This is a genomic window from Microbacterium sp. NPDC080005 (genome assembly GCF_040702445.1).
In the GTDB taxonomy this organism is placed as follows: Bacteria; Actinomycetota; Actinomycetes; order Actinomycetales; family Microbacteriaceae; genus Microbacterium; species Microbacterium oleivorans_D.
The window spans coordinates 329353-351565 of the sequence record NZ_JBFBLD010000002.1; the positions used below are offsets into that span (position 1 = coordinate 329353).

At 71.8% G+C, this 22213-nt stretch carries 22 protein-coding genes; 9 read left to right on the forward strand and 13 right to left on the reverse strand.

Translation table 11 applies throughout. The features are described from left to right. Positions 1 to 35 precede the first annotated feature (35 nt). The gene (locus AB0259_RS08430; protein ID WP_366222344.1) at positions 36 to 431 is read right to left on the reverse strand and encodes an SRPBCC family protein; all 396 of its coding nucleotides are present in this window, start codon (positions 429 to 431) and stop codon (positions 36 to 38) included. A gap of 57 nt (positions 432 to 488) precedes the next feature. Between AB0259_RS08430 and AB0259_RS08435 the strand changes: the two genes are divergently transcribed. Then, positions 489 to 1064, forward strand: a complete 576-nt coding sequence (locus AB0259_RS08435) for a nitroreductase (protein ID WP_366222342.1) — start codon at positions 489 to 491, stop codon at positions 1062 to 1064. 3 nt (positions 1065 to 1067) lie between these two features. Here AB0259_RS08435 and AB0259_RS08440 read toward each other — a convergent pair whose 3' ends face one another. From AB0259_RS08440 to AB0259_RS08455, 4 genes are all read right to left on the reverse strand, one after another. Continuing rightward, positions 1068 to 2192: an acyl-CoA desaturase gene (locus tag AB0259_RS08440; protein ID WP_251578983.1), complete on the reverse strand. Its 1125-nt coding sequence runs from the start codon at positions 2190 to 2192 to the stop codon at positions 1068 to 1070. Positions 2193 to 2331: 139 nt separating this feature from the next. Further along, positions 2332 to 3312 (reverse strand): cation transporter, encoded by a 981-nt coding sequence (locus AB0259_RS08445; RefSeq protein WP_366222340.1) that lies wholly within the window; start codon positions 3310 to 3312, stop codon positions 2332 to 2334. Next, entirely contained in the window at positions 3309 to 3803 is a 495-nt protein-coding gene (locus AB0259_RS08450) for a transporter substrate-binding domain-containing protein (protein WP_366222338.1), read from the reverse strand. The genes AB0259_RS08445 and AB0259_RS08450 overlap by 4 nt, the downstream gene beginning before the upstream one ends. Positions 3804 to 3879: 76 nt before the next feature. Continuing rightward, complete coding sequence (locus AB0259_RS08455; protein WP_251578046.1) at positions 3880 to 4419, reverse strand: YaeQ family protein; 540 nt, start codon at positions 4417 to 4419, stop codon at positions 3880 to 3882. 87 nt (positions 4420 to 4506) lie between these two features. Between AB0259_RS08455 and AB0259_RS08460 the strand changes: the two genes are divergently transcribed. Next, complete coding sequence (locus AB0259_RS08460) at positions 4507 to 4878, forward strand: hypothetical protein (RefSeq protein WP_251578044.1); 372 nt, start codon at positions 4507 to 4509, stop codon at positions 4876 to 4878. After that, positions 4878 to 5684, forward strand: a complete 807-nt coding sequence (locus AB0259_RS08465) for a hypothetical protein (protein WP_366222335.1) — start codon at positions 4878 to 4880, stop codon at positions 5682 to 5684. The genes AB0259_RS08460 and AB0259_RS08465 overlap by 1 nt, the downstream gene beginning before the upstream one ends. 22 nt (positions 5685 to 5706) lie before the next feature. On the opposite strand, the gene AB0259_RS08470 is transcribed toward AB0259_RS08465, so the two are convergent. Beyond that, the gene (locus AB0259_RS08470) at positions 5707 to 6009 is read right to left on the reverse strand and encodes a DUF1540 domain-containing protein (RefSeq protein ID WP_064003688.1); all 303 of its coding nucleotides are present in this window, start codon (positions 6007 to 6009) and stop codon (positions 5707 to 5709) included. Positions 6010 to 6338: 329 nt separating this feature from the next. Between AB0259_RS08470 and AB0259_RS08475 the strand changes: the two genes are divergently transcribed. After that, the gene (locus AB0259_RS08475; RefSeq protein WP_366222333.1) at positions 6339 to 8798 is read left to right on the forward strand and encodes a LuxR C-terminal-related transcriptional regulator; all 2460 of its coding nucleotides are present in this window, start codon (positions 6339 to 6341) and stop codon (positions 8796 to 8798) included. A 235-nt stretch (positions 8799 to 9033) separates the two neighbouring features. Here the strand turns inward: AB0259_RS08475 and AB0259_RS08480 are convergent, their stop codons facing one another. Together AB0259_RS08480 and AB0259_RS08485 are read right to left on the reverse strand one after the other, a co-directional pair. Further along, the gene (locus AB0259_RS08480; protein WP_366222331.1) at positions 9034 to 10782 is read right to left on the reverse strand and encodes a DUF4012 domain-containing protein; all 1749 of its coding nucleotides are present in this window, start codon (positions 10780 to 10782) and stop codon (positions 9034 to 9036) included. Beyond that, the gene (locus AB0259_RS08485; RefSeq protein WP_251578036.1) at positions 10779 to 11432 is read right to left on the reverse strand and encodes an LPXTG cell wall anchor domain-containing protein; all 654 of its coding nucleotides are present in this window, start codon (positions 11430 to 11432) and stop codon (positions 10779 to 10781) included. The genes AB0259_RS08480 and AB0259_RS08485 overlap by 4 nt, the downstream gene beginning before the upstream one ends. A gap of 719 nt (positions 11433 to 12151) precedes the next feature. Between AB0259_RS08485 and AB0259_RS08490 the strand changes: the two genes are divergently transcribed. Further along, the gene (locus AB0259_RS08490; RefSeq protein WP_251578034.1) at positions 12152 to 12718 is read left to right on the forward strand and encodes a WecB/TagA/CpsF family glycosyltransferase; all 567 of its coding nucleotides are present in this window, start codon (positions 12152 to 12154) and stop codon (positions 12716 to 12718) included. Positions 12719 to 12854: 136 nt separating this feature from the next. On the opposite strand, the gene AB0259_RS08495 is transcribed toward AB0259_RS08490, so the two are convergent. From AB0259_RS08495 to AB0259_RS08510, 4 genes are all read right to left on the reverse strand, one after another. Continuing rightward, positions 12855 to 13964 carry a DegT/DnrJ/EryC1/StrS family aminotransferase gene (locus AB0259_RS08495; RefSeq protein ID WP_366222328.1) on the reverse strand — a complete coding sequence of 370 codons (1110 nt, stop codon included), beginning with the start codon at positions 13962 to 13964 and terminating at the stop codon, positions 12855 to 12857. A gap of 33 nt (positions 13965 to 13997) precedes the next feature. Then, positions 13998 to 15065, reverse strand: coding sequence for a Gfo/Idh/MocA family oxidoreductase (locus tag AB0259_RS08500; protein ID WP_251578030.1), 1068 nt, complete (start codon positions 15063 to 15065; stop codon positions 13998 to 14000). A 477-nt stretch (positions 15066 to 15542) separates the two neighbouring features. Next, on the reverse strand, positions 15543 to 16796 hold the full coding sequence (locus tag AB0259_RS08505; RefSeq protein WP_366222325.1) for a glycosyltransferase: 1254 nt from the start codon (positions 16794 to 16796) through the stop codon (positions 15543 to 15545). Further along, positions 16796 to 17833 (reverse strand): hypothetical protein, encoded by a 1038-nt coding sequence (locus AB0259_RS08510; protein ID WP_366222323.1) that lies wholly within the window; start codon positions 17831 to 17833, stop codon positions 16796 to 16798. The genes AB0259_RS08505 and AB0259_RS08510 overlap by 1 nt, the downstream gene beginning before the upstream one ends. 127 nt (positions 17834 to 17960) lie before the next feature. Here AB0259_RS08510 and AB0259_RS08515 point away from each other — a divergent pair, with 127 nt between their 5' ends. Genes AB0259_RS08515 through AB0259_RS08530 form a run of 4 tightly spaced genes read left to right on the forward strand, consistent with a single transcriptional unit; the run spans position 17961 to position 21995 of the window. Next, a complete protein-coding gene (locus AB0259_RS08515) occupies positions 17961 to 19082 on the forward strand; it encodes a hypothetical protein (RefSeq protein ID WP_366222321.1) in 1122 nt (373 codons plus the stop codon). Beyond that, entirely contained in the window at positions 19079 to 20185 is a 1107-nt protein-coding gene (locus AB0259_RS08520; protein ID WP_366222319.1) for a glycosyltransferase, read from the forward strand. Before AB0259_RS08515 ends, AB0259_RS08520 begins: the two co-directional genes overlap by 4 nt. Next, positions 20182 to 21177 (forward strand): glycosyltransferase, encoded by a 996-nt coding sequence (locus AB0259_RS08525; protein WP_366222317.1) that lies wholly within the window; start codon positions 20182 to 20184, stop codon positions 21175 to 21177. Before AB0259_RS08520 ends, AB0259_RS08525 begins: the two co-directional genes overlap by 4 nt. Next, positions 21174 to 21995, forward strand: a complete 822-nt coding sequence (locus AB0259_RS08530; RefSeq protein ID WP_366222315.1) for a galactosyltransferase-related protein — start codon at positions 21174 to 21176, stop codon at positions 21993 to 21995. Before AB0259_RS08525 ends, AB0259_RS08530 begins: the two co-directional genes overlap by 4 nt. Here the strand turns inward: AB0259_RS08530 and AB0259_RS08535 are convergent. Beyond that, on the reverse strand, positions 21988 to 22206 hold the full coding sequence (locus tag AB0259_RS08535) for a hypothetical protein (protein ID WP_366222313.1): 219 nt from the start codon (positions 22204 to 22206) through the stop codon (positions 21988 to 21990). The two genes, AB0259_RS08530 and AB0259_RS08535, sit on opposite strands and share 8 nt — an antisense overlap. Between the last annotated feature and the right edge of the window lie 7 nt (positions 22207 to 22213).

Below are 22213 nucleotides of genomic sequence, written 5' to 3' on the forward strand. Positions count from 1 at the left end.
AGCACGATAACACCGCGATCGCCGCGCCGGAAGGATCAGGTCTCCAGGATCCTGCGGAGGGATTCCAGATCGGCTTCGACGGCCGCCGCATCCTCGGCGAACTCCGCGCCGGTCACCCCGTCGCGCCGGTAGAGCGTGAAGACGACCTCGCTGCCGTCGTCGTTGCGCAGGACGCGCAGCGGGTTGTGGACCACGGTGCCGTCCGGCAGGGTGACGTCGTGATCGAGGATGCCCGCCTCGATCGGCCCAGGGAAGGCGACCTCGATGTCGCCCATCGGGGAGTCGGCGAGCCAGCGCCCGCCGTCGCGGCGGATGCCGGTGCTCAGGCCGGCCGCCCAACGGGGCAGGTTCGCGGGGTCACCGGCGAAGGCGATCACCTCGCGCGGGGAGCGCTCGATCGAGCGGGAGAGATGGAGCGCAGGCCAGGTCATGCCCGGAGATTATCGCGCGCCGGCGACACCGGCACCGGGAGCGGCCAGGATGGAAGGATGGCGACCTTCGACGACCCGGTGCTGCAGGCGATGGCGACGCGGAGGTCGCTCGCGAAAGTGGGGCCGGGCGCACCCGACGACGAGGAGCTCCGTACGCTGCTCGCCGCCGTCACGCCGGTCGCGGACCACAAGGCCCTGCGCCCGTGGCGGCTGATCGCGCTGCGCGGCGACGACCGCGCGCGTCTCGGCGAGGCGCTCGACGCCGCCGCCGGAGTGGAACGCGAACCGGGTGACCGCAACGGCAAGCCCTTCCGCGCCGACCTCCTCATCGCGGTCATCGCGAGCCCGAAGCCGCATCCTGCCGTGCCGGTCTGGGAGCAGCACGCGACCGCCGCCGGAGCGGCTCACCTCCTCGAGCTCGCGCTGTGGCGGACGGGGTGGGGTGTCATGTGGCGCACGGGAGTGCTCGTGAACTCCCCCGAGGTCCGCGCGCTGCACGGTCTCGCCGACGACGAGCTGCTGATGGGGTGGCTGTACGTCGGCAGCGTCGATGCGGAGCTGCGTGCCCGGATCGACGAAGCGCCGAGGAAGACGCTCGATCCCGAGCCCTTCCTCGGCGGGCTGCCGGGCTGACCCTCAGCCGCGACGCAGAGTCGCGGTGACGGGGCAGTCGAACGGATCGCGGGCCGCGAGGCCCACCCGGTTCAGGTAATCGATGACGATCGCGTACGACCTGCCGAGGCTCGTCTCCGTGTACGGGACGTCGAGGGTGGCGCAGTGCTCCCGCACGATGTCCCGCGCCTTCGACAGGTGCGGACGCGGCATGTTGGGGAACAGATGGTGCTCCACCTGATAGTTCAGACCGCCCATGAGCCACGTCGCCCACCAGCCCCCGCGGATGTTGCGGGACGTGCGCACCTGCTTGCTGAAGAAGTCGAGCTTCGCGTCGGCCGCGATGACCGGCATCCCCTTGTGGTTCGGCGCGAAGGACGCCCCCATGTAGACGCCGAACACGGCGAGCTGCACGCCGATGAAGGCGAACGCCATCCCGAGCGGCAGCAGCAGGAAGACCGGGACGGCGACGACGGCCAGCCGTACGACGATCATGCCGATCTCGAGCCAGCGCGCCTTGACGTCCTTCTCGGTGAAGAGGTACTTCAGGCCCAGATGATGCAGGTTGAGCCCCTCCAGGGTCAGGAGCGGGAAGAAGAGCCACCCCTGCCGCTTCGTGATGGCGCGGCGGATCCCGCGGGCCGATGCGGCATCGGCATCGAGGAACGAGATCGTGTCGATCTCGATGTCGGGATCCTTGCCGACGCGGTTCGGGTTCGCGTGATGACGCGTGTGCTTGCCGGTCCACCACGCGTAGCTGATCCCGACGACCCCGGCGGCGAGGATGCGTGCGAGGCGGTCGTTGGCGGGGCCGGAGGTCAAGATCTGACGATGCGCCGCCTCGTGGGCGAGGAACGCGACCTGCGTGAAGATGATGCCGAGAGCGCCGGCCATCAACAGCTGGTACCAGGTGTCGCCGAGCAGGATGAAGCCGGTGACCGCGCCGCCGAAGGCGAGCAGCAGGGCGACGCCGACGGCGAGGTAGAAGATCGGCGTCCGGCGCAGCAGCCCGGTCTCGCGGACGATGCGCGAGACGTCGGTGAACGCCTTCGCCATGGGAGGGAACTGATCGGTTCCGGCGTACGTCTGACGGACGGGACCGAGACGCGAGTCGGCGACGGATGAAGCGATGGGGCACCTGCTTGGAATCGGGTGTCCGCTGCGGGCGGAGACGAAAGCAACAGACGGATGCCGATCGCTGAGGGCCACGTTACGGCGAGGTTCATCGCCGGCGCGGAATGCAGTGACGTTCCCCACGGGACTGCCAGGCCCCGCCCAGACTCGGGGGTCAGCTCTCCCCCGAGCGCGCGGACGCGGTCTCGGGGAAGGTGCGCACCGGCACGATGACGACGTCGTGCATCTTCCAGTCCAGTCCACGGCACTCGGCCTGCGCCTGCTCGATCTCCGCGAGCCGCGGCATCCGACCCTTCCGCGGCCGGACGAAGGCCTCGACGTGGAAGAACTGGCCCTGATCGCGGGTGCGCGTGCGGACCTCATCGACCCAGCGCAAGGAAGACAGGTGATCGTGGATCCGGTCGATGTCGGGATGCGGCTTCGCGTCGTCGAACGTCGTCGCCCGCGTGTCCATGAGGTCGGTGATGGCACCCTTGGTGTTCTTCACGCCGTCCCACAGGATGCTGCCGGAGATGAAGATGGCCGCGGCGGCGTCCGCCCACCAGATCCCCAGGCCGATGCCGCCGACCCCCACGATCGATCCCACCGCCGTCATCCAGTCGGCCTTGTTCATGTCCGCGTCGGCATAGAGGACCTTGTTGTGCAGTTGCCGCGCCAGCCGCATCTTCACCCGCCCGAACCAGATCGGCAACGGGATGGTGGCCGCCATGACGGCCATCATGAACCACCCCAGCCACACGGACTGACCGAACACCTCCACCGAGCCGATCGGCGGGCGCTCCCCTCGCACGAGGGTGAGAGCGGAGTCGACCAGGAGGAACGACCCCATCGTGAACAGCGCGACGCCCGCCACGAGGTGCGCGACGCCCACGGAACGGAAATAGCCATAGGGGTACCGCGGATTCGCAGGGCGCGACATCACCCGCACGGCGACGAGGAACGCGAACGGCGGTGCCAGTGAGAGCATGTCCTCGACCCAGGCCGCGCGCATCGCCTGCGAACTGCCGGTGACGATCCCGACGACGGGGATGGCGACGGCCAGGAAAGCGATCGTCGCCCATTCCATCCGTATGGCGTGACGCAGCGCGACGCGGCCGTCGTCTCCGAGGCCGTCCCGCAGGGCGTTGCGCCTCATCGACCGGCCTCCTCGCGCAAGAAGACCTCGAGCTCCATCAGGAAGCCGTTCTCGCCGGCCCGTGTCAGCATGACGTGCTTCTCGGTCTCACCCGTGGGGCTCGTGGTCTCGCGGTAGACATCCGTCACCGCCGCGTCGTCCTTCCAGGGGGTCCCGTCAGTGAGGCCGCCGACCACGACGTCCAGGCTCCCGGCGTGCAGGGCGTCGACCAGCACCTCCTCCGTCCCGGTGCGCCACCGGACCGTGGCACCGCGCTCAGCCGCGAACTCCTCGACGAGGTCGACCTCGCTGCCCGTCGGTTCGCCGTTCGAGGGCTCGCCGCCCCCGATCGACGTCCACGGCGGATTCTCGCTCACGCCCGCTCGCAAGACCCCTCCCGAGGTCACGCGCTCCAGCGTGCCGTCGGCGTCGGCGGGGCGCACACCGCACCCGGCCAGACCGAACCCGACGACGAGGATCGCGGCCACGGCCGCTCGTGATCGACGCGACATCCGAACCTCCTCCGGCGCCACCCTAGGGATGCCGTGCCGCCACCCCCAGCGGGGTTGACAGGGTCATCGCCGACGGTCAGCCGACGGGCTGCTCCGTGATGGCCGACGCGGATGATCGGCCGTTCACGTCGAGGTAGAGCTGGCGCTCCGTCACGGAGACCGTGAGCGTGTTCCGTCGCTCGAGAGCGGATGCCGCATCCTCCGCGAATCCCTTGTCGAAGCTGTACAGCGGGATGTCGGCCGCCCGATGGATCGTCTTGCCCGCCCAGGCCTGGGCCAGACGGCTCGGCTCACGGTGCGTGTAGACGGCCACGCGGTCCGCCGCCTTGCTGCCGGCGTGCAGCCGACCGGCATCCGGAGCACCTACCTCGATCCAGGCGGTCAGCCGGCCCGTGGCGTCGCGGACGAGGACGGCGGGCTCGTCCGTCGCGGAGATGCCCTCGCTGAAGGCGATTCCCTCCTCGTACTCGAGGGCGTAGGCGAGGACGCGCAACAGGACGTTCGTCGCGGTCTCGGACGGATGCCGCGCAAGGCGCAGCGAGAGGTCCTCGTAGACGCCGCGGTCGACGTCGGCGAGCTGCACGGTGAAGGTGTGCATCGTGGATCCGATGGCCATTCGTCGAGCCTAGGGGGATGCTCCCGCGGGACCGTCCGGGTCATAATGGTCGGACCGACCCGGCGACCGGATCAGGGAGATCTACGCATGCCGTTCCACAGCAAGGAGATGCTCGAGCAGTGGCTCGAGGAGTTCGCCGCGCTGGGCTATTCCCTCAGTGAGAGGGTGCGGGTGATCCCGCAGGACGGCACCGACGGCCTGGACACCGGTCTCATCGCGCTGAACCTCCTCGACTCGATGACGCTGACGTATCTGCAGCCCGAGCCGCTGGGGTCGATCCACTGGGGCATCACCTTCGAGGCCCGTGACATCGACCTGAAGATGAATGCGGGCCGCACCCTCGAGCTGTCGGCCGAACTCGCCATGGTCTCGATCCTCTGCACGTTCCTGCAGACGAAATCGCTCGCGGAGGTCGAGGCGGAAGCCGGCGCCGTGGAGCCCGAGACACTCGGTCTCTGATGGACGACGTCCTGCAGTCCGAGCTCCGCGCGCTGCAGGCACGGGCCTATGGTCCCGGTGACGGGCTCGCGGTCGACGACGCCGCTCGACACCGACTGGCCGAACTCGAAGAGCAAGCCCGGCGGGAACGGGAGCGCCCGCCCCTGGTCGAGCGCGCACCGGACCGGGGACCCACCCGACCTGCCGCACCCGACGTTCCGCCGCTCCCGCCGGTCTCGCCGACGGACGCCGCCCGCGCCTTCGCCACGGCGTCGAGCGAGCCACCCGAGGCGCTGCAGAGGCGGCGGCGTCGTCTCACCGGTCTCGCCTGGGCCGGTTCCCTCGCCATGGCGGCGACGGTGGCGGTCGGGGTGACGGCGGCGGTGACGAGCCGCTCGGTGTGGACGGCGGCATCCGTCCCCCCGGGGACCGCGATCGCACATGTGGCGACACTGACCCCCGACGCCGACCGCGGATGGCCCGAGACGTACGGCGACCGCCCTCAGGACGGCGCGATCTTCGAGTCGCTCGGGAGCGTCACGCCGATCGTGGGGTCGATGCCGACCGGCGACGGGCTGACCCGATGTCTGCAACTGCTCCCGCCCGAGGCGTGGGAGTCCACGCCCGACGAGGGCTGGGCATGGGGTGGGTACGGCGGATGCAGCGTCGAGCCCTTCTCCGCCACCGCCACCTTCGTGGTCGGACCGACCTCGCCGTCGGATCTGCGGCAGCGATTCGCCGATGGGGTCCGTCTGCAGTTCGTGGCGGGGGACGGCGTCGTCGACGTGTTCTCGGCGGACGCGCCGGTGGCTGAGGCGAGGCGCTGACCGCCTCAGCCGACCGGAGTCGTCAGGCCGCCTGGTAGGTGAGGCAGTCGGCAGATTCCGCCCCGGGACCGACGCGGACAGCGGATGCCGTGCACTCCAGCGACGAGTTGAAGACGCATTCCGAGCGCTGACAGGCGCCGACATGACTGACGACCTTGTCGAGGCCGCCCTTCGTGCCGAGCGGGATGAACGTCGCGCACTCTGCATCACCGGGTGCGCCTCCGATGGTCACCGCGGCGGCGTGGCAATGGGAATGATCGTTGTAGGAGCAGCCGAGGGCGTTGCACTCGGACACGCGGGGCAGGTCGTCGAGAGTCATGCTCATGGGAGCCTCCAAGGGTCGTGGTGGCTCGAGGCTACGCCGCCGCCCTCGAGGGTTGTACAGCCTTACTCGCGAACTTTCCCCCAGATCATCGTGGCTTTCTGAGTTAGGTGAGCCTCACCTCTGCGGAGCGGGGGTCGGGTGCTACCACAATCGCTTCGCTCGTGTCATCAGGGCCACGGGGACGCTCCGCGGTGATAGATTCCCACCATCCCGCATCAGCGGGAAACCCCGGGTCGGACCCGATTCCTGCCCGGGCGCGGGGATCGGCGCACCGCGCGTCGCGCGAGGCAGCGACGTGCTCGCCCCAGCGAAGGGGAGAGGAGTACGAGATGGCATTCGCCACATCGTCCGCCGGCACTCCGCCCGCCCTGGAGCTGTGGCCGCATCTCGCCCTCACTCACCTCGAGGCGGCCCTCGCCACGGACGACCGGCCGCTGCGTCTCGCCGTGATCGGTCCCGCCGGGTCGGACAAATCGCTCCTGCTCGCCCAGATCGCCCACAATCTCCCCGACACCGGGGACATCCGGGTGGTCGACGACGGACATCTTCTGCCGGACGACGAGGTCCATGCCCTCCTGGCCCATCTCGACGATCCGCAGGCGGGACTCGTCCTCGGGTGCCGGCCGTGGCCCTGGAGCCCGGCGCTGGCGGCGTTGATCCGCCGACTGGAGCAGGCGCACCCTGTCATCGCGCTCGGACAGGTGGACGCCGAGGACGTCATCCGCGCCGTCGAGGATGCGGGCCGCTCCGTGGACGCCGGCTGCATCCATGCCATCGTCGAGATGACGGCCTCCGTCACCTGGCTCGTCAAGCAGGCGCTCGCCGCGCACGGTGCCGGGTTCTGCCGAGACCCCTCCCACGAACGCGTCGTCCACGCCATCGAGGAGGTCATCTCCCTGCGCCTCGACACCCTCGACCCCGTCAGCGCCACGATCATCCGACGCGCAAGCCTCGGAGACGACGAGCTGACACCGGCGATCGACGCTGCGGCGAGTGACCCCCTCGCCCTCGGCCACGCGGAGGGTCTGCTCCTGCGCGGCGGGCGACCCGTGCCGATCGTGCGGACGACGGTCACGCGGACGACACCGGTGGCACAGCTCATCGATGTGCTCACCTCGTCGCCGTCGCCCCCACTCGATCCCGGGGTCGCGACCGCTCTCGGTGGGCATCTGGACGCCCGGCTGGCCCTGGTCCTGCGCGCGCACGCGGACGACGCGGCAACCTTCGACCCGACGCGCGCATCAGAGCTCTACGACGCCGCGCTCGCGGCCGGCGACGACCCCGCCCTGATCGCGGTCCGCAAGGCGCGCATGGCGTGGCATCGCGGAGACGTCGACGAGGCGGCGTCACTGGTCGACGCCGTCGTCCGCGACGCGACCGGAGCCGAGCGCGATGAAGCACTGCGCATCCTCGGCTCGGCCTGGAGCGCTCGCGGCCTCCTGCGCGCGAGTGCGGCCACCTACCGAGCCGAGCCGAACGACGACTTCGTGCTGCGCGCACAGGGAGCCGTCTCGGCTTTCGGCACCGGGGACAGCGGACCGCTGCTGGACGCGCTCCGCTTCGTGGACCGCGGAGTGAGCGGGGTCCCGATCACGCTGCACGTCGCCTACGTGAAGCTCATGCGCGGACTCGCGGCATCCCTCACGTCTCCTACGGGCAACGTCTTCGACGATCTCCTGCGCGCCAGCTCGACGTACGGCGACTCCAACGAGCACGGTCCTGTACCGGAACTCCCCGCCGTCGTCGCGGCGATCGGCGCCGTCAACATCGGTGAACTGGACACCGCGGCGAACATCCTCAGTGACGCACTCATGGAGGAACACGGTGGGCCATGGGCGCGCTCGCGGCTGCTGCTGTGGGCCGCCTGGATCGGCGTGCACCGACAGCACCCCGAGGAGTCGGCCGCCCGCCTGGCGGACGTCGACGCCTCCGTCCTGCCGCTGAGCAGCCGAGAGGTGCTCGTCCGCGACTCCGTCATGCTCGCTCACGTCCGCCGCTACGGCTCCCTCGAGGAGCTGCGGGCCCTCTGGGAGCGCGTGCGTGACGATGTACGCCACGTCGAACCCGATCTGTACCTCCTGCACCCGCTGCGCGAGTTCATCGAGACGGCTCCGCTGTTCGACGACGGAGATCGGATCCTTCCCACCCTGGACGCGCTCGCCGCCATCCTGCGCAGTCTCGGGGATCCCACGGTGTGGTCCACCCCCCTCCTGTGGTCCGCGTTCCATCGCGCACTCCTGGACCGCGACGCGCACGGTCAGGCGCAGGCGGCGAGGGCGCTCTCAGCGGCCGCCCGAGGATCCCGCCTCGCCGCGACGATGTCGGCGGCCGTCGGCGAGTGGTCCCGCAGCCGGATCGACGACGGGGACATCGATCGCATCGAGCAGGTGGCGACACGCCTGGCCGACCTGGGCCTGGCGTGGGAGGGAGCCCGACTGGCGGTCTCGCTCTCAGAACGGTCGCGGGATCGGCGCGCGGGCACACGACTGGCCGCCTTCGCGAGGGCACTGCACCCGAACGCGGCGCCCGGGGCCTCGGGGAACGACGTCGCCCTCGCCGACAGCGGCCTGCTGAGCGCGCGGGAACGAGAGGTCGCCGCGCTCGTGCTCAGCGGTATGACGTACGCGGAGATCGGCGAGGCGATCTTCATCTCGCCTCGGACTGCCGAGCACCACATCGCGCGCATCCGCCGCCGACTCGGCGCGACCTCGCGCACCGATCTCATCGACAAGCTGAAGTCCATCGTCGGCGCCGACGACAGCGGCACCGACAGCAACGGACACCGCTGACAGGAACGCACCCGGAAAGGGCGAACCCCCTCCGGGCCAGTTCAGTGGGGACTGCGGCGGGAGGGGGTCCGCGAAACCATCCAGGTCGCCAGAGACGCACAAGTTTGGGGACAGTGCGCGTCGAGACCGCTTGGGGAACGGCCCGGTGACCGATGGGGGATGGCCCTCTCATGCTAGAGGAAAGCGCACCGCCGGAACAGGCATCACCGCGGATCTTGAGGCGAGCAGTCCGGAATCAAGCGGCCGGACACCCGATGCGGCCCGAGCCCACCTCGACCGGAGCGAGCAACGGGGTGTGCAGCAACTGCGGCCCGACGGCATCCGTCGACACCATCGGGCCGGCGACGAATCGGAAGGTCAGCACCTGGGAGGCGCCGGGCGCGAGATCCACGCGATAGGTGACGGACAGGCGGTGGTCGTCCTCCGCGTCGACGGACGCCACGGCTGATCCGTCGAGGGTGACTCCGCCGGCGTACCACCCCCGCGGCGTGACGACCGTCACCGTGGGAGCGATGTTCCCCGCCTTCACGCCGTAATGGCCGCCTCCCGTGACGCTGAGCGGCAGCGTCTCGGCATCCTCCTTCGTCAGCCTGTTGCCGAGATCCACCTCGACGTCGACCTCGCGCAGCCCGTCGGCGCGACACACCCCCGAGCGGGTCTCCAGCCCCACGGTCAGATAGGGCGTGACCTTGCCGCCGGTGGCGTCATTGAAGTACACGGCGAAGGCCTCGGGACCGGCGGCCTCCTGTCGGGCGAGCGGTCCTGCGAACACCGTGCCCGCGAGGATCTCCTGCTGCTCCGGATCGCGACTCCAGATGGAGACCCTGCCCTCGTCCACGACACCCGCCAGCGCGGACACCAGCGCGACCGGACGCGCGCGCTCGGTGACGGCGGTGAAGACGGCGGCGGCGGCATCCGCGAAGTAGCGGCCCTGTCCGTCCTGATCGAGCGTGCGATAGGGCTCGACGAGCAGCCGGTGGATCGCGTTCGATTGGTCGAGCTCACCCGAGGGCGTGTCGACGGGTCCGACCGCGCCGAGGAGCGCTGTCAGGACGACGGGGTCCATCGACACGACCACATCCGGCTGCGGTCCGCCCGATCGCTCCCACCACGCCGAGGCGAGTTGCGCGGTCACGCGGAAGTCCGCCGTCATCGACGTGTTCTGGACGTAGCGTCCGATGCCGTCGCCGAGCGCCCGGACCTCCGCGGCGGACACGGCGGCGAGGGGCTCCTCTGCGGGCGCGAAGTCCGACGAGTCGCGTTGGGCTTCGAGCGAGAGGACGCCGTCGCGCGCGCGGAGTTCCAGGAACGTCCCGGTGATCCCTCCTCCCGTGCGGAGCTCAGCGGTGTTCTGGAGAGTCACGAGGATCCTGCGGTCACCGTCCGCCCCGAGCATCGCGGGAACCAACTCAGCCGCCTGCGCGGCGCCGTCGGTCGCCGTGCGCAGGTCGTCGGCGGCGTCGACGACGCGCCCGACGCCATCGGCGAGTGAGGCGATGAGCGCCGTCCGGTCGATGTCGGCGAGGTCGCGCGCGATGTCATCCTGCGTCGAGGCGGCACGGCGCAACGCAGGAGCCGCTTCGCGCAGCGTTCGCACCGCCGCGGGGGCGTCTGCGTCGGACAGGGCCCGCATCGTGGAGAACATCGTCGGTGCGACATCGTCACCCACCCGCACGATCGCCGCCGCTGTGCGACGGGCGGCCGAGAGGTTCGCACCGAGTCCCGGAATCGCCTCCGCAGCGTGCCAGAGCGGATCGTCGGGAACGGCGGGAGCGATCTCGGCGACGAGGTCGGATGCCGCACGCTCAGCCCCCTCGAGATCGCCCGCGCCGACGGCTTCCGTCGCGAGAGCGGCGTCGGCGGTCGCGGTCTCCAGCGCCTGCTGGAGGTCGAGAGCGGAGCGACCGACGTGGCCGGCGGCAGCCGCGGTGCCGATGAGGAGGAGTGCGCCGGCGACCCACACGAGTCGACGGCGCCTCGTCACTGCTCGACCCGGCGTCGGCGACGGGCGATCAGGAACGCACCGGCTGCCACGGCGACGGTACCGCCCACCGCAGCCGCGATGGGAAGCTGTCCGCCCGTGAACGCCAGGGTCCCCGGGGTGCCGTTCGACGCGACACCTGTCGGCGTGGCGCAGTCGCCGGAGTACCCGGGGTAGGCGAGGGGGACGGCCAGACTGTCGTCGCCCACGTGGAGGGTGGCCGTGACGTCACCCGTCGTCCACGCGGCGGCGTCGTCGCGCGGCTCCCATCGATCCCCCGAGCGCACCCATCCCGGCAGTGCTTCGACGGTCCCATCGGCGGCGACCTCGACGCCGGGCCACAGCACGGACCCGTGTCCTTCACCGGCGTCGTCGACCGCGAGAGGCACCGTGATCCGGTGGCCGTCACCGCTGATCACGAGTTCGGCGCTCGACGACGCGGTACGTGCAGCCGCAGACCCACCCACGCGGACGATCGAGTAACCGATCGCCGGTGCCTCGTCGGTGCACTGCGACTGCACGACCGACCCGTCCAGTCCCGAACCTCCGGGAGTGGACGGGACGTACGACCCGTCCGCCGCGAATGCCGGCGCCGCACCGGCACCGGCGATGACAGCGCCCACGATCGTGGCGCGCCACAACTTCCCCCACATGTCAGCCTCCCCAATGGCTTCGAGCCCGCGCCGTCGAATGCGTGCGCGCTCGGTGTTCAGCGGTCACGTTACCTTCGATGCCGCCGGCGGACCTCCCGTGTTCTCGACCGGGTCCCCTAATGCCACCCCCTAAATGTCCCCCATTTGGGGGACACGAGATTAGGTTTGTCCCCCTATTGGTGGACGCCGTGCGACGCCGGTAGCGTTCCGATATCGCCGCCGCGAAGGCTTTGGGGAGTCGACACGGCAACAGGCGGCTGCAGAGGAAATGGGGGCGAGCTTTGGGGGCCGGACCCGCATCTGCCTGGGCTCTTCGTGCGTCATCGTTCGCGCAGCGATCTCGTACGAAGAGCCCTCACTCCGCGCGTCGTATGGGGCGGTGCGCGGGTAGCTGAGGGGGAGAAAGACGGCGCGCCGAGGGGTCGGCGCGCCGAACGGAAATCGCTGGGGGCGAGGACCGAGGGGGAACGCGGATCGGATCCGCATGTCGGGGGGCGCAGGGCCACACCTGCGTCGATGTTTTCGGGGGATGGATCGTTCATGGGGACAGAACGGAACACGGGTGTGCGCCCGCACGGCTCGCACGTCGATCCGGCGACGGAGCCGAAGCCCGACGTCCTGCGTCGCCTCCGCGACCGCCGTCGGGGCCGTGGGCGTACCACGCGCCCCGATGGCGTCGCAGCCGACGCGAAGGGGAATCGATGATGCATACACGTTCGATGACGTCCGCTCACGCCGTCCTCGATCCCCGCCCGACGCCGCCGGTCATCGCTCGCGCGCACCTTCCTGCTCGCGACACCGTGCGGGACGTGCTGTCCCGAGCGAGCAACGAACACTGGCGCGTGGCGGTGGTGGGCGGCTCACCCGCACAGCTCGAGCCACTCCATCGGCGGTTCATCGCCGAGTGGCCAGGTCTCGCTCTGGTCGGCCACTGGACGCCGATGCGAGCCGCACTCTCCTCGCCGCTGGTCTCCCATGACATCGCGGCGCAGATCCGGCACACGGATGCCGACCTTGTGATCGTCTGCCTGGGTGCGCCCCGGCAGCGGGAATGGATCGACAGCTACGGTGACGCGACGGGCGCGGGCGCCGTCCTCGCCGTCGATGCGATCGATGACCTACTGACAGCTCGAGCCGGTCGTGCCCACACCGAGAGTGTGCGCCCGCGGCTCGACAGGATGTGGCGGCTCATGCTCGAGCCGAAGCGATCAGCGAAGCGGTGCCTCGTCGAGGAACCCCCGGCCCACCCGGCCGTCCGCCGATCCTCGGCTCGTCCCGATGCGTGAACCGTCACCCGCACGCGGGCACGGCCGGACCTCCCCCCCGTCCGTCCGTGCCCGCCTGGTGGATCAGCCGGCGTCGCCCGAGCGCCGGCTCTTCCGCATGCAGTGAGGGCGTTGCCCCCGCGACGGATGCGGGAGGTCAGTGGCCGGAGGCGATCGCCGTCTCGGAGCCTGTCCGCACGGACTGGTCGGGATGCAGGAGAGCGATGATCCGATCCTGATCGTGCGCGCTCAGCGTGCGCGACACGGGCAGAGTGAGGGTGCGGTCGGCGAATCGCTCGGTGCCGGGCAGACCGCCGGGCGGCGTCCAGGCGCGATAGGGAGCCTGCCGGTGGATCGCTGTGCCGCCCCGCGTGGACGCGATACCCGCTGCCGTCAGGTCGCCCCACAGGCGGTTGCGATCCAGCCGATACGCCTCGTCGACCTCGAGCCAGAAGGAGACCGCGTTGCCCGTTCCCCACGCGGGGTCGTCGGCGGGTCGCAGACCCGGCACGCCGACCAACGCGGCGCGGTAGCGATCAGCCACGCGCCGACGCTGCTGCACGATCTCGGGCAGACGACCGAGCTGGACGAGCCCGACCGCGGCGTGCAGGTCGGTCAGGCGGAACTTCCCCTCGATCCCACGGTACCCGCGGGCCCGTGCCGCCCAACCCGCATGGCTCGTGGTGAGCATCCCACCGTCGCCCATGGCGAGGGGTTCCCGGGAGTCGAAGGACCATGTGGCGATCTCGGCCGCCCCGCCGGTCGGGCGCCCGAGGCGGGTCGCACCGACGCCGCATCCGACGTCTTCGATCACGACGATGCCGAGCGGATCCGCGACGTCACGGATGCTCTGCAGGTCGACGGGGATGCCGGCATGATCCGCGACGATGATCGCCGTCGTCCTGGGGGTCACGGCCCGCTCGACCGTCGCCGCGGTCACGTTGCCCGTGAGCGGGTCGACGTCCGTCAGAACGGGCATGGCCGCGACGGAGCGCACGGCGTTCGCGGCCCCGATCGCCGACAGTGACGGGACGACGACGTCGTCCCCCGGCCGCACTCCCGCGACGAGGAGGGCGAGGTGGATGGCGGCGTCACCGGTGGTCGTCGCGACGGCGTACGGCGCCTCGACGAGCCCGGCGAACTCGTGTTCGAACCGTGCGACCCTCGGCCCCTGACCCACCCAGCCGCTCGCGATCACCTCGGCGAGCGCATCGAGTTCCTCTTGGCCGAACCAGGGCGTGTCGGCGCCGACACCGTCCTCAGACACGCAGCGCCCGAGCAGCGATGGCGAGCGCCCGTGTCATGCGGCCACTCCCGCGGTCGATCGGACGTGCGGCAACGGGTGCGGGGCGCCGAATGCCGCCAGGCTGCCTGCTGCCGCGTCGAGGACCGAGAGGACCCGCAGCCCCGCCTCTCCGCTCGTGCGCGACGCGCGACTCTCGCGGATGGCCGCGGCGAACTCACTCACGACCGCACCGAGCGCCTCGCGCTCCTCGAGCGCCGGCGCACGGGTCTGACCCGGACGGTACGAGACGGCGACCTCGCGTCGCTCCTTCGCGGTGGCACGCGAGATCGACGCGACGTCGGCGCCCCGGTCGTACATCGTGAGCCGCTGCTGCGGGTTCACGTCGTCCCACACCAGCGTGTGCCGGGTTCCGCCGATCACCATGCGACGGGTCCGCGTGGGGCTCAGCCAATTGACGTGCACATGCGCCATGGCTCCACCGGCGAGCGGCATGGCGAGATGGCCGATACACGATTTCCCGGTGTTCAACGGGTCTGACCCATGGGCCGAGACGGAGGTGGCCTGCAGCCCGCCCGGCAGGATGAAGTCGATGATCGACAGGTCGTGCGGCGCGAGATCCCGGAAGACGTCGACATCTGGCTGCACGAGGCCGAAATTGATGCGGACGCTGTCGATGAAGAGGATGTCGCCGAGCTCGCCGCCCGCGATGAGCTCCCGCATCTTGAGCACCGCCGGCGTGTAGCAGGACGTGTGGTCCGCCATGAGGACGAGTCCCCGCTCGGACGCGCGACGCACCATGTCTTCGCCGTGCTGCTGTGTATCGGCGAGCGGCTTCTCCACGAGGACGTGCTTCCCCGCCTCCATCGCGGCCATGGCAATGGCGTGGTGCGTCGACGCGGGCGTCGCGATCGCGATCGCGTCGATCTGCGGATCCTCCAGCAGAGCCCGCAGCTCGGGGACGACGGGCGCGCCCCCGACCGCATCCGCCGCGCGACGCGCCCGATCGATGTCGAGATCGCAGATGGCCGCCAGGCTCCACTCGCGGCTCGCGCGCAGCGTTCGCGCCAACGTCGGTCCCCAGTACCCCGCGCCGACCACGGCGACGTTCAGTCGTCTTTTCACTTCGTCCCCCGGATTCCCCAAACGGGTCACGCCCCCCACGAGCGCCCCCCGGCGGCTCGCGCCGCCTTCCGGGCGGGGCGCGTCGCGCCCCCGCACCGGTGTCGTGCTCCGACGGTGATTCGGGTACCGTCTGCGCACGCGTGCGCGCATCCCCCTGTCGACGCGCGACGGGAGTGGCGCAGGGATGGTTCGGAGCGGCCCGCGGATCGGATGGGTGCGGCCGGTCGGTCTCCGGGCGCGTGGACGCACCTCGGACCGGCTCGGCGTACGCCGGCTGTCCCCGTTGTCCCCATGCTCTTCCCCCTGACGCACACACGCGGAGCAGGCGATGTGTGCGGTAGACCGGTGCCGTCGACGATCCCACTCGTCGCCGTTGCGCTCGCCTCCCCAGGCGTGCACGACCGGTGTCCCCGACGCCATAAAACCAGACAAGCGCTCCCAGCACAACACGCCCGGGCCGACGAATCCCCTGAGAGCTCAGCCCCAGCCGCCGAGATACGCCGAGACGTCCGGCTCGCTCGAGAGTTCTCCGACCCCCTCGTTGCGCTCGACCGCGCGGGGGAACAGGTCGTCACGGCGCCACCGGGCCTCGCGCGCCGCGGCGCGCATCGACCGGATGCGCAGCAGCGGCCGCCCGTCATCCGCTGTGACGGTCGCGACCCCCACGCCCTCACGGGCGACGCTCTCCACCACGGCCGCGAGCCCGGCACCGGCGCGCACCGGCCGCACGATCTCGATGTGCAGGCGTACCCGGTCGAGCGCACCGGCCGCCGCCGCGAGGTCGGCGTCGTCGACGACGACAGCCCCGGGCACCGCCGCCGCGACGGAGTCGACGCTCACGAACCGAGCCGCGTCGGAGACGTCCCGCGGTCCGGTCACGGCCACGTCGACCCGCGGCGTCGGCAGGCCATGCGGCCGAGAGCCGGGCACGGGGATGAGCCCCGACAGCAGCATGGCCTCGGCGTTGCGGTGTGCGAGCCCGACGCCGTCCCGTGCTCCCGCGTCCGGGCCGTCATGCCACGCCACAGCGGATGCCGCGTGGGCGAGCACGGCGCCCTGGAGCCAGGCCCGGTAGGTCCACTCCCAGTCCTCACCGCCGTAGGAACGGAACGTCTCGTCGAAGCCACCGGCGGCGTCGAACATGATCCGCGAGCAGGCGAGGACGGCGCCGATGACGTGCCGGTAGCTTCGGTCGTCCGCGTCGAGCAGGTCACGCGAGCGACGGTAGGCGTCGGCGAGCCAGCCGGGCTCGGGAAGCTCCCGTCCCCCGACCACCTCTCGGACGTCCGCGACCGCGGGGGCGTCGGACAGATCGGCGTGCCGCCGCCGACCGACCGCCACCACGTCGGGCGCGAGACCCGGCATCCGACTCAGCTCCCGGATGAACCCGGGTTCGGGGACGGTGTCGGCGTCGAGGAACACCAGCACCTCGCCCGTCGCGTGCGCCGCGCCGAGGTTCCGCACGGCCGCCAGTCGGAAGCCCTCATCCGCCTGTCGCAGCAATCGCACCCCGCTGGGGACGCGCGGCGCCTCGGCGGATCCGTCGTCGGCGACGATCACCTCGAGCCGGTCGGCCGGATGGTCCTGCCCGGCGAGGGCGGCGAGGCAGCGCGCGAGCTGCGCGGGCTGCTCGTAGTGCGCGACGACGACCGAGACGCGAGGGGGATCGCCCGGGGTCCGGCCGTCGAGCAGGTCCCAGCGGTTGCCGGGGAGGGCGATGCCCTCCGGCATCAGGCCGCCCACCAGGCCAGATAGGAGGCCGCGACGTCGTCCAAGGTGGGTGCCAGTGATGCCCCAGGGGCGAGCCGGGTCGAGGAAGGGTCGCGCCACGCGGCTGCGAGGCGCGCCGCGAGGTCGGCGCCGTCGTAGCGGGCGAGGGTGCCGGGGCGGAGGTCATCCATCTCGGCGGCGTAGCGGGAGTCGACGACGAGCGGTCGGCGCCCCGCCTCCACCCAGTCGAGCATCGACCGCGAGGCGGACACGTGCTCGTGCGCAGCCAGGGGGATGCCGGGGGCCACCAATTCCGCCGCGAACTCGGCATCGTCGAGGAACCCCGTCACCTCGACGGCGACGCCGAGCTCGGCCGCCTCCTCCCGGAGCCTGACGACATCGGCCTCGTGACCCCGGGACGGCGCACCGATCGCGCGAACGGCGACGCCCGCGACGACCTCGCCCTCTGCCCGGAGCGCGTGCGCCGCCCGGGCCGCGGCGGCCACGGCGGGTCGATGCCCCTTCCCGGGGTACACGAACCCGGCGATGAGCACTCGCAGATCGGACGGCCGGCCGACACCCGGATCGACTGGACGGATGCCGGTGCGCGCCCCCAACGCGATGGCGTGGGCGCGGGCCGCGTCCGGCAGGAACTCGTCCATGAGCAGCTGCTCGTGGACGCTGTTGACGGTGACCCGTTCGACGGCGGCGACCATACGGGTGTAGGCGGCGCGGCGGCGCGCGAACATCGTGCCGTCGGAAGGTTGCGGCACGTCGTGGAGCGTGAGGGTCAGCCGCACCGTGCGGGCCCACCGTTCGACGACCTCGGCGGCATCCTCGGGCCCGCTGCCGAAGAGACGGTCGGTGGCGTGCAGGTGCACCCGCGCTCCCGGTCCGGCCTCGGCGAGCGCGCGCTCGCCCGCGGGGACGTCCGCCACGTGCACCACCAGGGTCGAGGGGTCGACGAGGCGCACGGCGGATGCCACGTCCTCGCCGTAGCGCGTGACACCGTGCCCGGCGGGACCGAGGACGAGCAGGAGGGGAGGCGCAGAAGTCACCCGGCATGGTTATCCGCCGACGAGGGCGAGGTCAAGCCCCCTACGTCGGGGGGGCTTGAGCGTCTACGGTCGGGGCGTTCAGGCGCACCCACTTCTCAGTCGGCGCGACGTCGTCGAAAGGAGATCTGTGGCTACGAGCACGCGCACCGTCGCCCCACCGGGTGCGGAGTCGACAGGATCGATCACGATCGTGTCGATCCCTGCGAGCCACCCCTACGTCCGTCAGACGACGTCGGATCCGCGAGTCACGGTCCTCCCGGATCCCGTGGCGCCGGGGGGCGACCCGGCCGTGTGGTGGCCGCCCGCCGCCCTCGACCCTGACTGGATCCGGGCCCACGCCGACGAGGCGTCGCTGCTGCACATCCACTTCGGCACGGAGTCGTTCCCGGCGGGGCACCTCACCGCCTGCGTGGCGGCCGCGCACGCGGTCGGCTGGCCGGTGGTCTACACGCTGCACGACCTCGAGCACCCCCAGCTGGGCGACAGCACCGCCTACCTCGCCCAGCTCGATGAGGTCGTCACCGGCGTCGACGTCGTCACGACCCTGACGGTGGGCGCGGCGCGCGCCGTCCGAGAACGCTGGGGACGTCATGCGACCGTGATCCCCCACCCGTCGGTCCTGCCCCGGGACGCTGCGATCGAGCCGGCTGTCGGTGCGGGCCGCATCGTCGGCCTGCACCTGAAGGACCTGCGCCCGAGCGTGGACGGCCCGGGAAGCGTCCGAACGCTGGACGCGGCACTCCGTGCGCTCCGCGACGCCGGCCATGATGTGCGCGGCGAGGTGCGGCTGCATCATCGGGTCCGTGACGCGGATGCCGCAGCCGAGGTCCGCGCGCTGTGCGCGGCATCCGCTGTCCTCGACCTCGTCGAGCACGAGCGACTCGCCGACGCCGACCTGTTCGCCGCACTGGCACGTCTCGACGCCTGCGTGCTGCCCTATCGGCACGGCACGCACTCGGGATGGCTCGAACTCTGCTGGGATCTCGGGGTCCCCGTCGCGGCTCCGCGGGTCGGCTTCCTCGCCGAGCAGCACGCCGACGGCACCGTGGGGTCGTTCGCACCGGGCGACGCGGGGGAGCTCGCCGCGGTCCTGTCGGATCTGTGGGTCGCGCCGTCGTCCCGCCCGGCGAGCCCCGCGCGCGACGCCCTGGTCGACGAGCGCCGCGCGTCACGCACGGTCACCGACGCCGCCATCGCCCAGCGTCACGCCGACCTCTACCTGCACCTGCTCGAGAGTCGCACGGCGTGAGCGCCCGTCCGCTCCGCATCGTCGTCATCGCTCCGCTGCGCTTCCCGATCTCGCGGCCGCACGCAGGCGGTCTGGAATCGGCCGTCTGGGCCGAGGTCGACGCGCTCCGTCGTCGCGGTCACGAGGTGACGTTCATCGCTCCCGAAGGTTCCGACTTCCTCCCCGACGCCCACGTGTTCCGACTGCCGCCCGTCGTGTGGCCGGACGGCGCGGCGCCGACCGACAAGACGTGGCCGGCGAGCTACCACCTCGAGAGCGCACCGGCGCTCGACCGCGCGCTCTCGGAGCTCGCGCGGCACCCGGAGCGCTACGACGTGATCTCCAACCACTGCCTCGACCCGCTCCCGTTGCGTCGAGCCGACTCCCTCGGCGTCCCCATGGTCACGACCCTGCACACTCCGGTCGATGCGGGCGCCGTGGCGGCGCACGTGTCCGCCGGAGGAGCCGGGTCGAAGTTCCTCGCGGTGAGCGCGCACACGAAGACCCAATGGGATGCCGCCGGTGTGCCGTCGCAGCTGCTGCCGAACGGCGTCGACCCGTCGTCGTGGCCGCTCGGCCCGGGCGGCGACGACCTGGTGTGGTTCGGGCGGATCGTGCCCGAGAAGGCCCCGCATGTCGCCGTGGACGTCGCCCGCCGGCTCGGCCGTCGCCTGATCATCGCGGGGCGGATCGGCGACGAGGACTACGCCCGCGACGTCCTCCTCCCCCTCGTCGGCGGGGGGATCGACTACGTGGGCGAGCTCTCGCCCGGCCCCCTGGCCGAGCTTGTGGGTCGCAGCGGGCTCGCGTTGGCGACCCCGGCGTGGGCCGAGCCGTTCGGGCTCGTGGGGCCCGAAGCCCTCATGTGCGGCACGCCGGTGGTGGGCTTCGCGGTCGGCGGCGTGCCTGAGGTCGCCGCTGCGACGATGGGCATGCAGCTCGTAGCCGCCGGTGACGTCGCGGCCATGACGGAGCGTGCAGGCGCGATGCTGCCGAGCGGGAGGGATGCCGCCTTCCGCGAGGTCGTGCGCGAGACGGCGAGGCGCCGCTTCTCGCTCGACGCGCGCATCGACGCGCTCGAGACGATCTTCGCGGGAATGATGGCCAGGGAGACCGCAGCGTGACGGACAGGCGCCCCCGGCTCGGCTGGTACGTGCATCACCACGGGCGAGGACACCTCACCCGGCTGCTCGCGATCGCGCCTCATCTCGACGCAGAGGTCGACTGCCTCAGCACGCTCGCCGCGCCCTCCGGCCTGCCGTCCGGCTGGACATGGACGGTGCTCGACCGTGACGACGACGGCGGGTCGCCGATCGATCCGACGGTGGCGGGGATGCTGCACTGGGCTCCCATCGGTCACTCGGGTCACCGCTCGCGGCTGTCGGTCATCGCTGCAGCGGCCGTGGACGGCCGCTGGGACGGGATGGTCGTGGACACCTCCGTCGAGATCACTCTGCTCGCGCGACTGCTGGGGCTGCGCACCGTGGTCGTGACGCAGCCGGGGCACCGCGTCGACGGGCCCCACATGCTGGGGTTCGCCGCCGCCGACACCGTGCTCGCGCCGTGGGCCCGCGGCATCCTCTCGCCGCCGCACCTCGAAGCGCTGGGTGAGAAGGTCGTGCACACCGGCGGGATCAGCCGGTTCGCGGGTCGCAGCGCCACGCGCGCACGCTCCGACGAGGTCGTCCTGCTCGGGGGCGGCGAAGATGCGGTCGTGGGGCCGGCGGCGATCCGGGATGCCGAGAAGGCGACCGGACGCCCCTGGCGGGTCCTCGGCGGCGGCGCCTGGGCGGACGACCCGTGGTCGGCGCTGGTGTCCGCCGGGGTGGTGGTCTCGTGGGCGGGTCAGAACGCGATCGCGGACCTCGCCGCAGCGGAGGCGCCCGCGGTCGTGGTGCCTCAGGACCGACCGTTCGACGAGCAGCGCGAGACGGGTCGCGCCCTGCACCGCGCCGGTCTCGCGCAGGTGCGGGAGGAGTGGCCGACGGCGGCGCAGTGGCCGGAACTCATCGACCGGGCCGCGTCGGCCCGGCCCGAGTGGGAGCGCTGGGAGGTCGCCGGGGCACCCGGTCGAGCCGCCGCGGCGATCGTCGACACGATGCGGGGACGGCGATGACCCTCGCGGTCGTGAGCCTCTGCTCGACCCCTCGTGTGACGCACCTGCACGCGCAGCTGCGGGCCCTCGGCGGGGTGCCCGATCTGCAGCGCATCGTGGTCTGGATCGGCGACGACGATCCCCCTGCGCTGGACGCCGACACCGTGCTGCGCGTCCCGCCCGGGCCGGCCGGTCTGCGCTTGGCCGCCGCTCGCAACGCGGGTGCGGCCGCTGCGGACGGAGCCGACCTGCTGATCTTCCTCGATGCCGACTGCGTGCCCGGCCCCGAGCTCATCCGGCGCTACCGCGCGGCCGCCGAGCGGCACCCCGAGGCGGTGCTGTGCGGACCGGTGACCTATCTGGCCGAGGGGGTGTCGGCATCCGACCCGGCGGACCTGGTCGCGCTCACCTCGCCGCATGCGGCGCGGCCGATGCCCCCCGACGATGCGGAGCGCACCGCCGCCGCCGACGAATACGCCCTGTTCTGGTCGCTCTCCTTCGCCCTGACCCCCGAGACGTGGCGCCGGATCGGCGGGTTCGACGAGGCCTACGAGGGGTACGGCGGCGAGGACACCGACTTCGCCTTCCGCATGCGGGCCTGCGCTGTTCCGCTGGTGTGGACCGGGGGCGCCCACGCGTACCACCAGTACCATCCGACGAGTTCGCCGCCCTGGCAGCACCTCGACGACATCCTGCGCAACGGTGCGCTGTTCGCGGACCGCTGGGGCGAGTGGCCCATGACCGGCTGGCTGACCGCCTTCGAGCAGGGCGGCGCGGTGACGAAGGATGCCGACGGCTGGCGGCGCGCGACGGCCTCGGCCGACGGGGTCGTCAGGTGAGTCGACGCCGCTGATCCGCCGGCCGCGCGGTCACGGCGAGGACTCCCTGCTCGGTCGTCTCGGCGAGCCGCGCGCGTGCTCGCGGATGCAGCCAGACGGCCGCGTCGGGGTGGAGTCCGAGCACGCGGAAGGTGAGTCGACGTGTGCCGGCGGGCATCCGGACCGCCCAGTCCGTGCCGTCCCAGAACCGGTCGACGGCGACGTCGCCCACCCAGTCG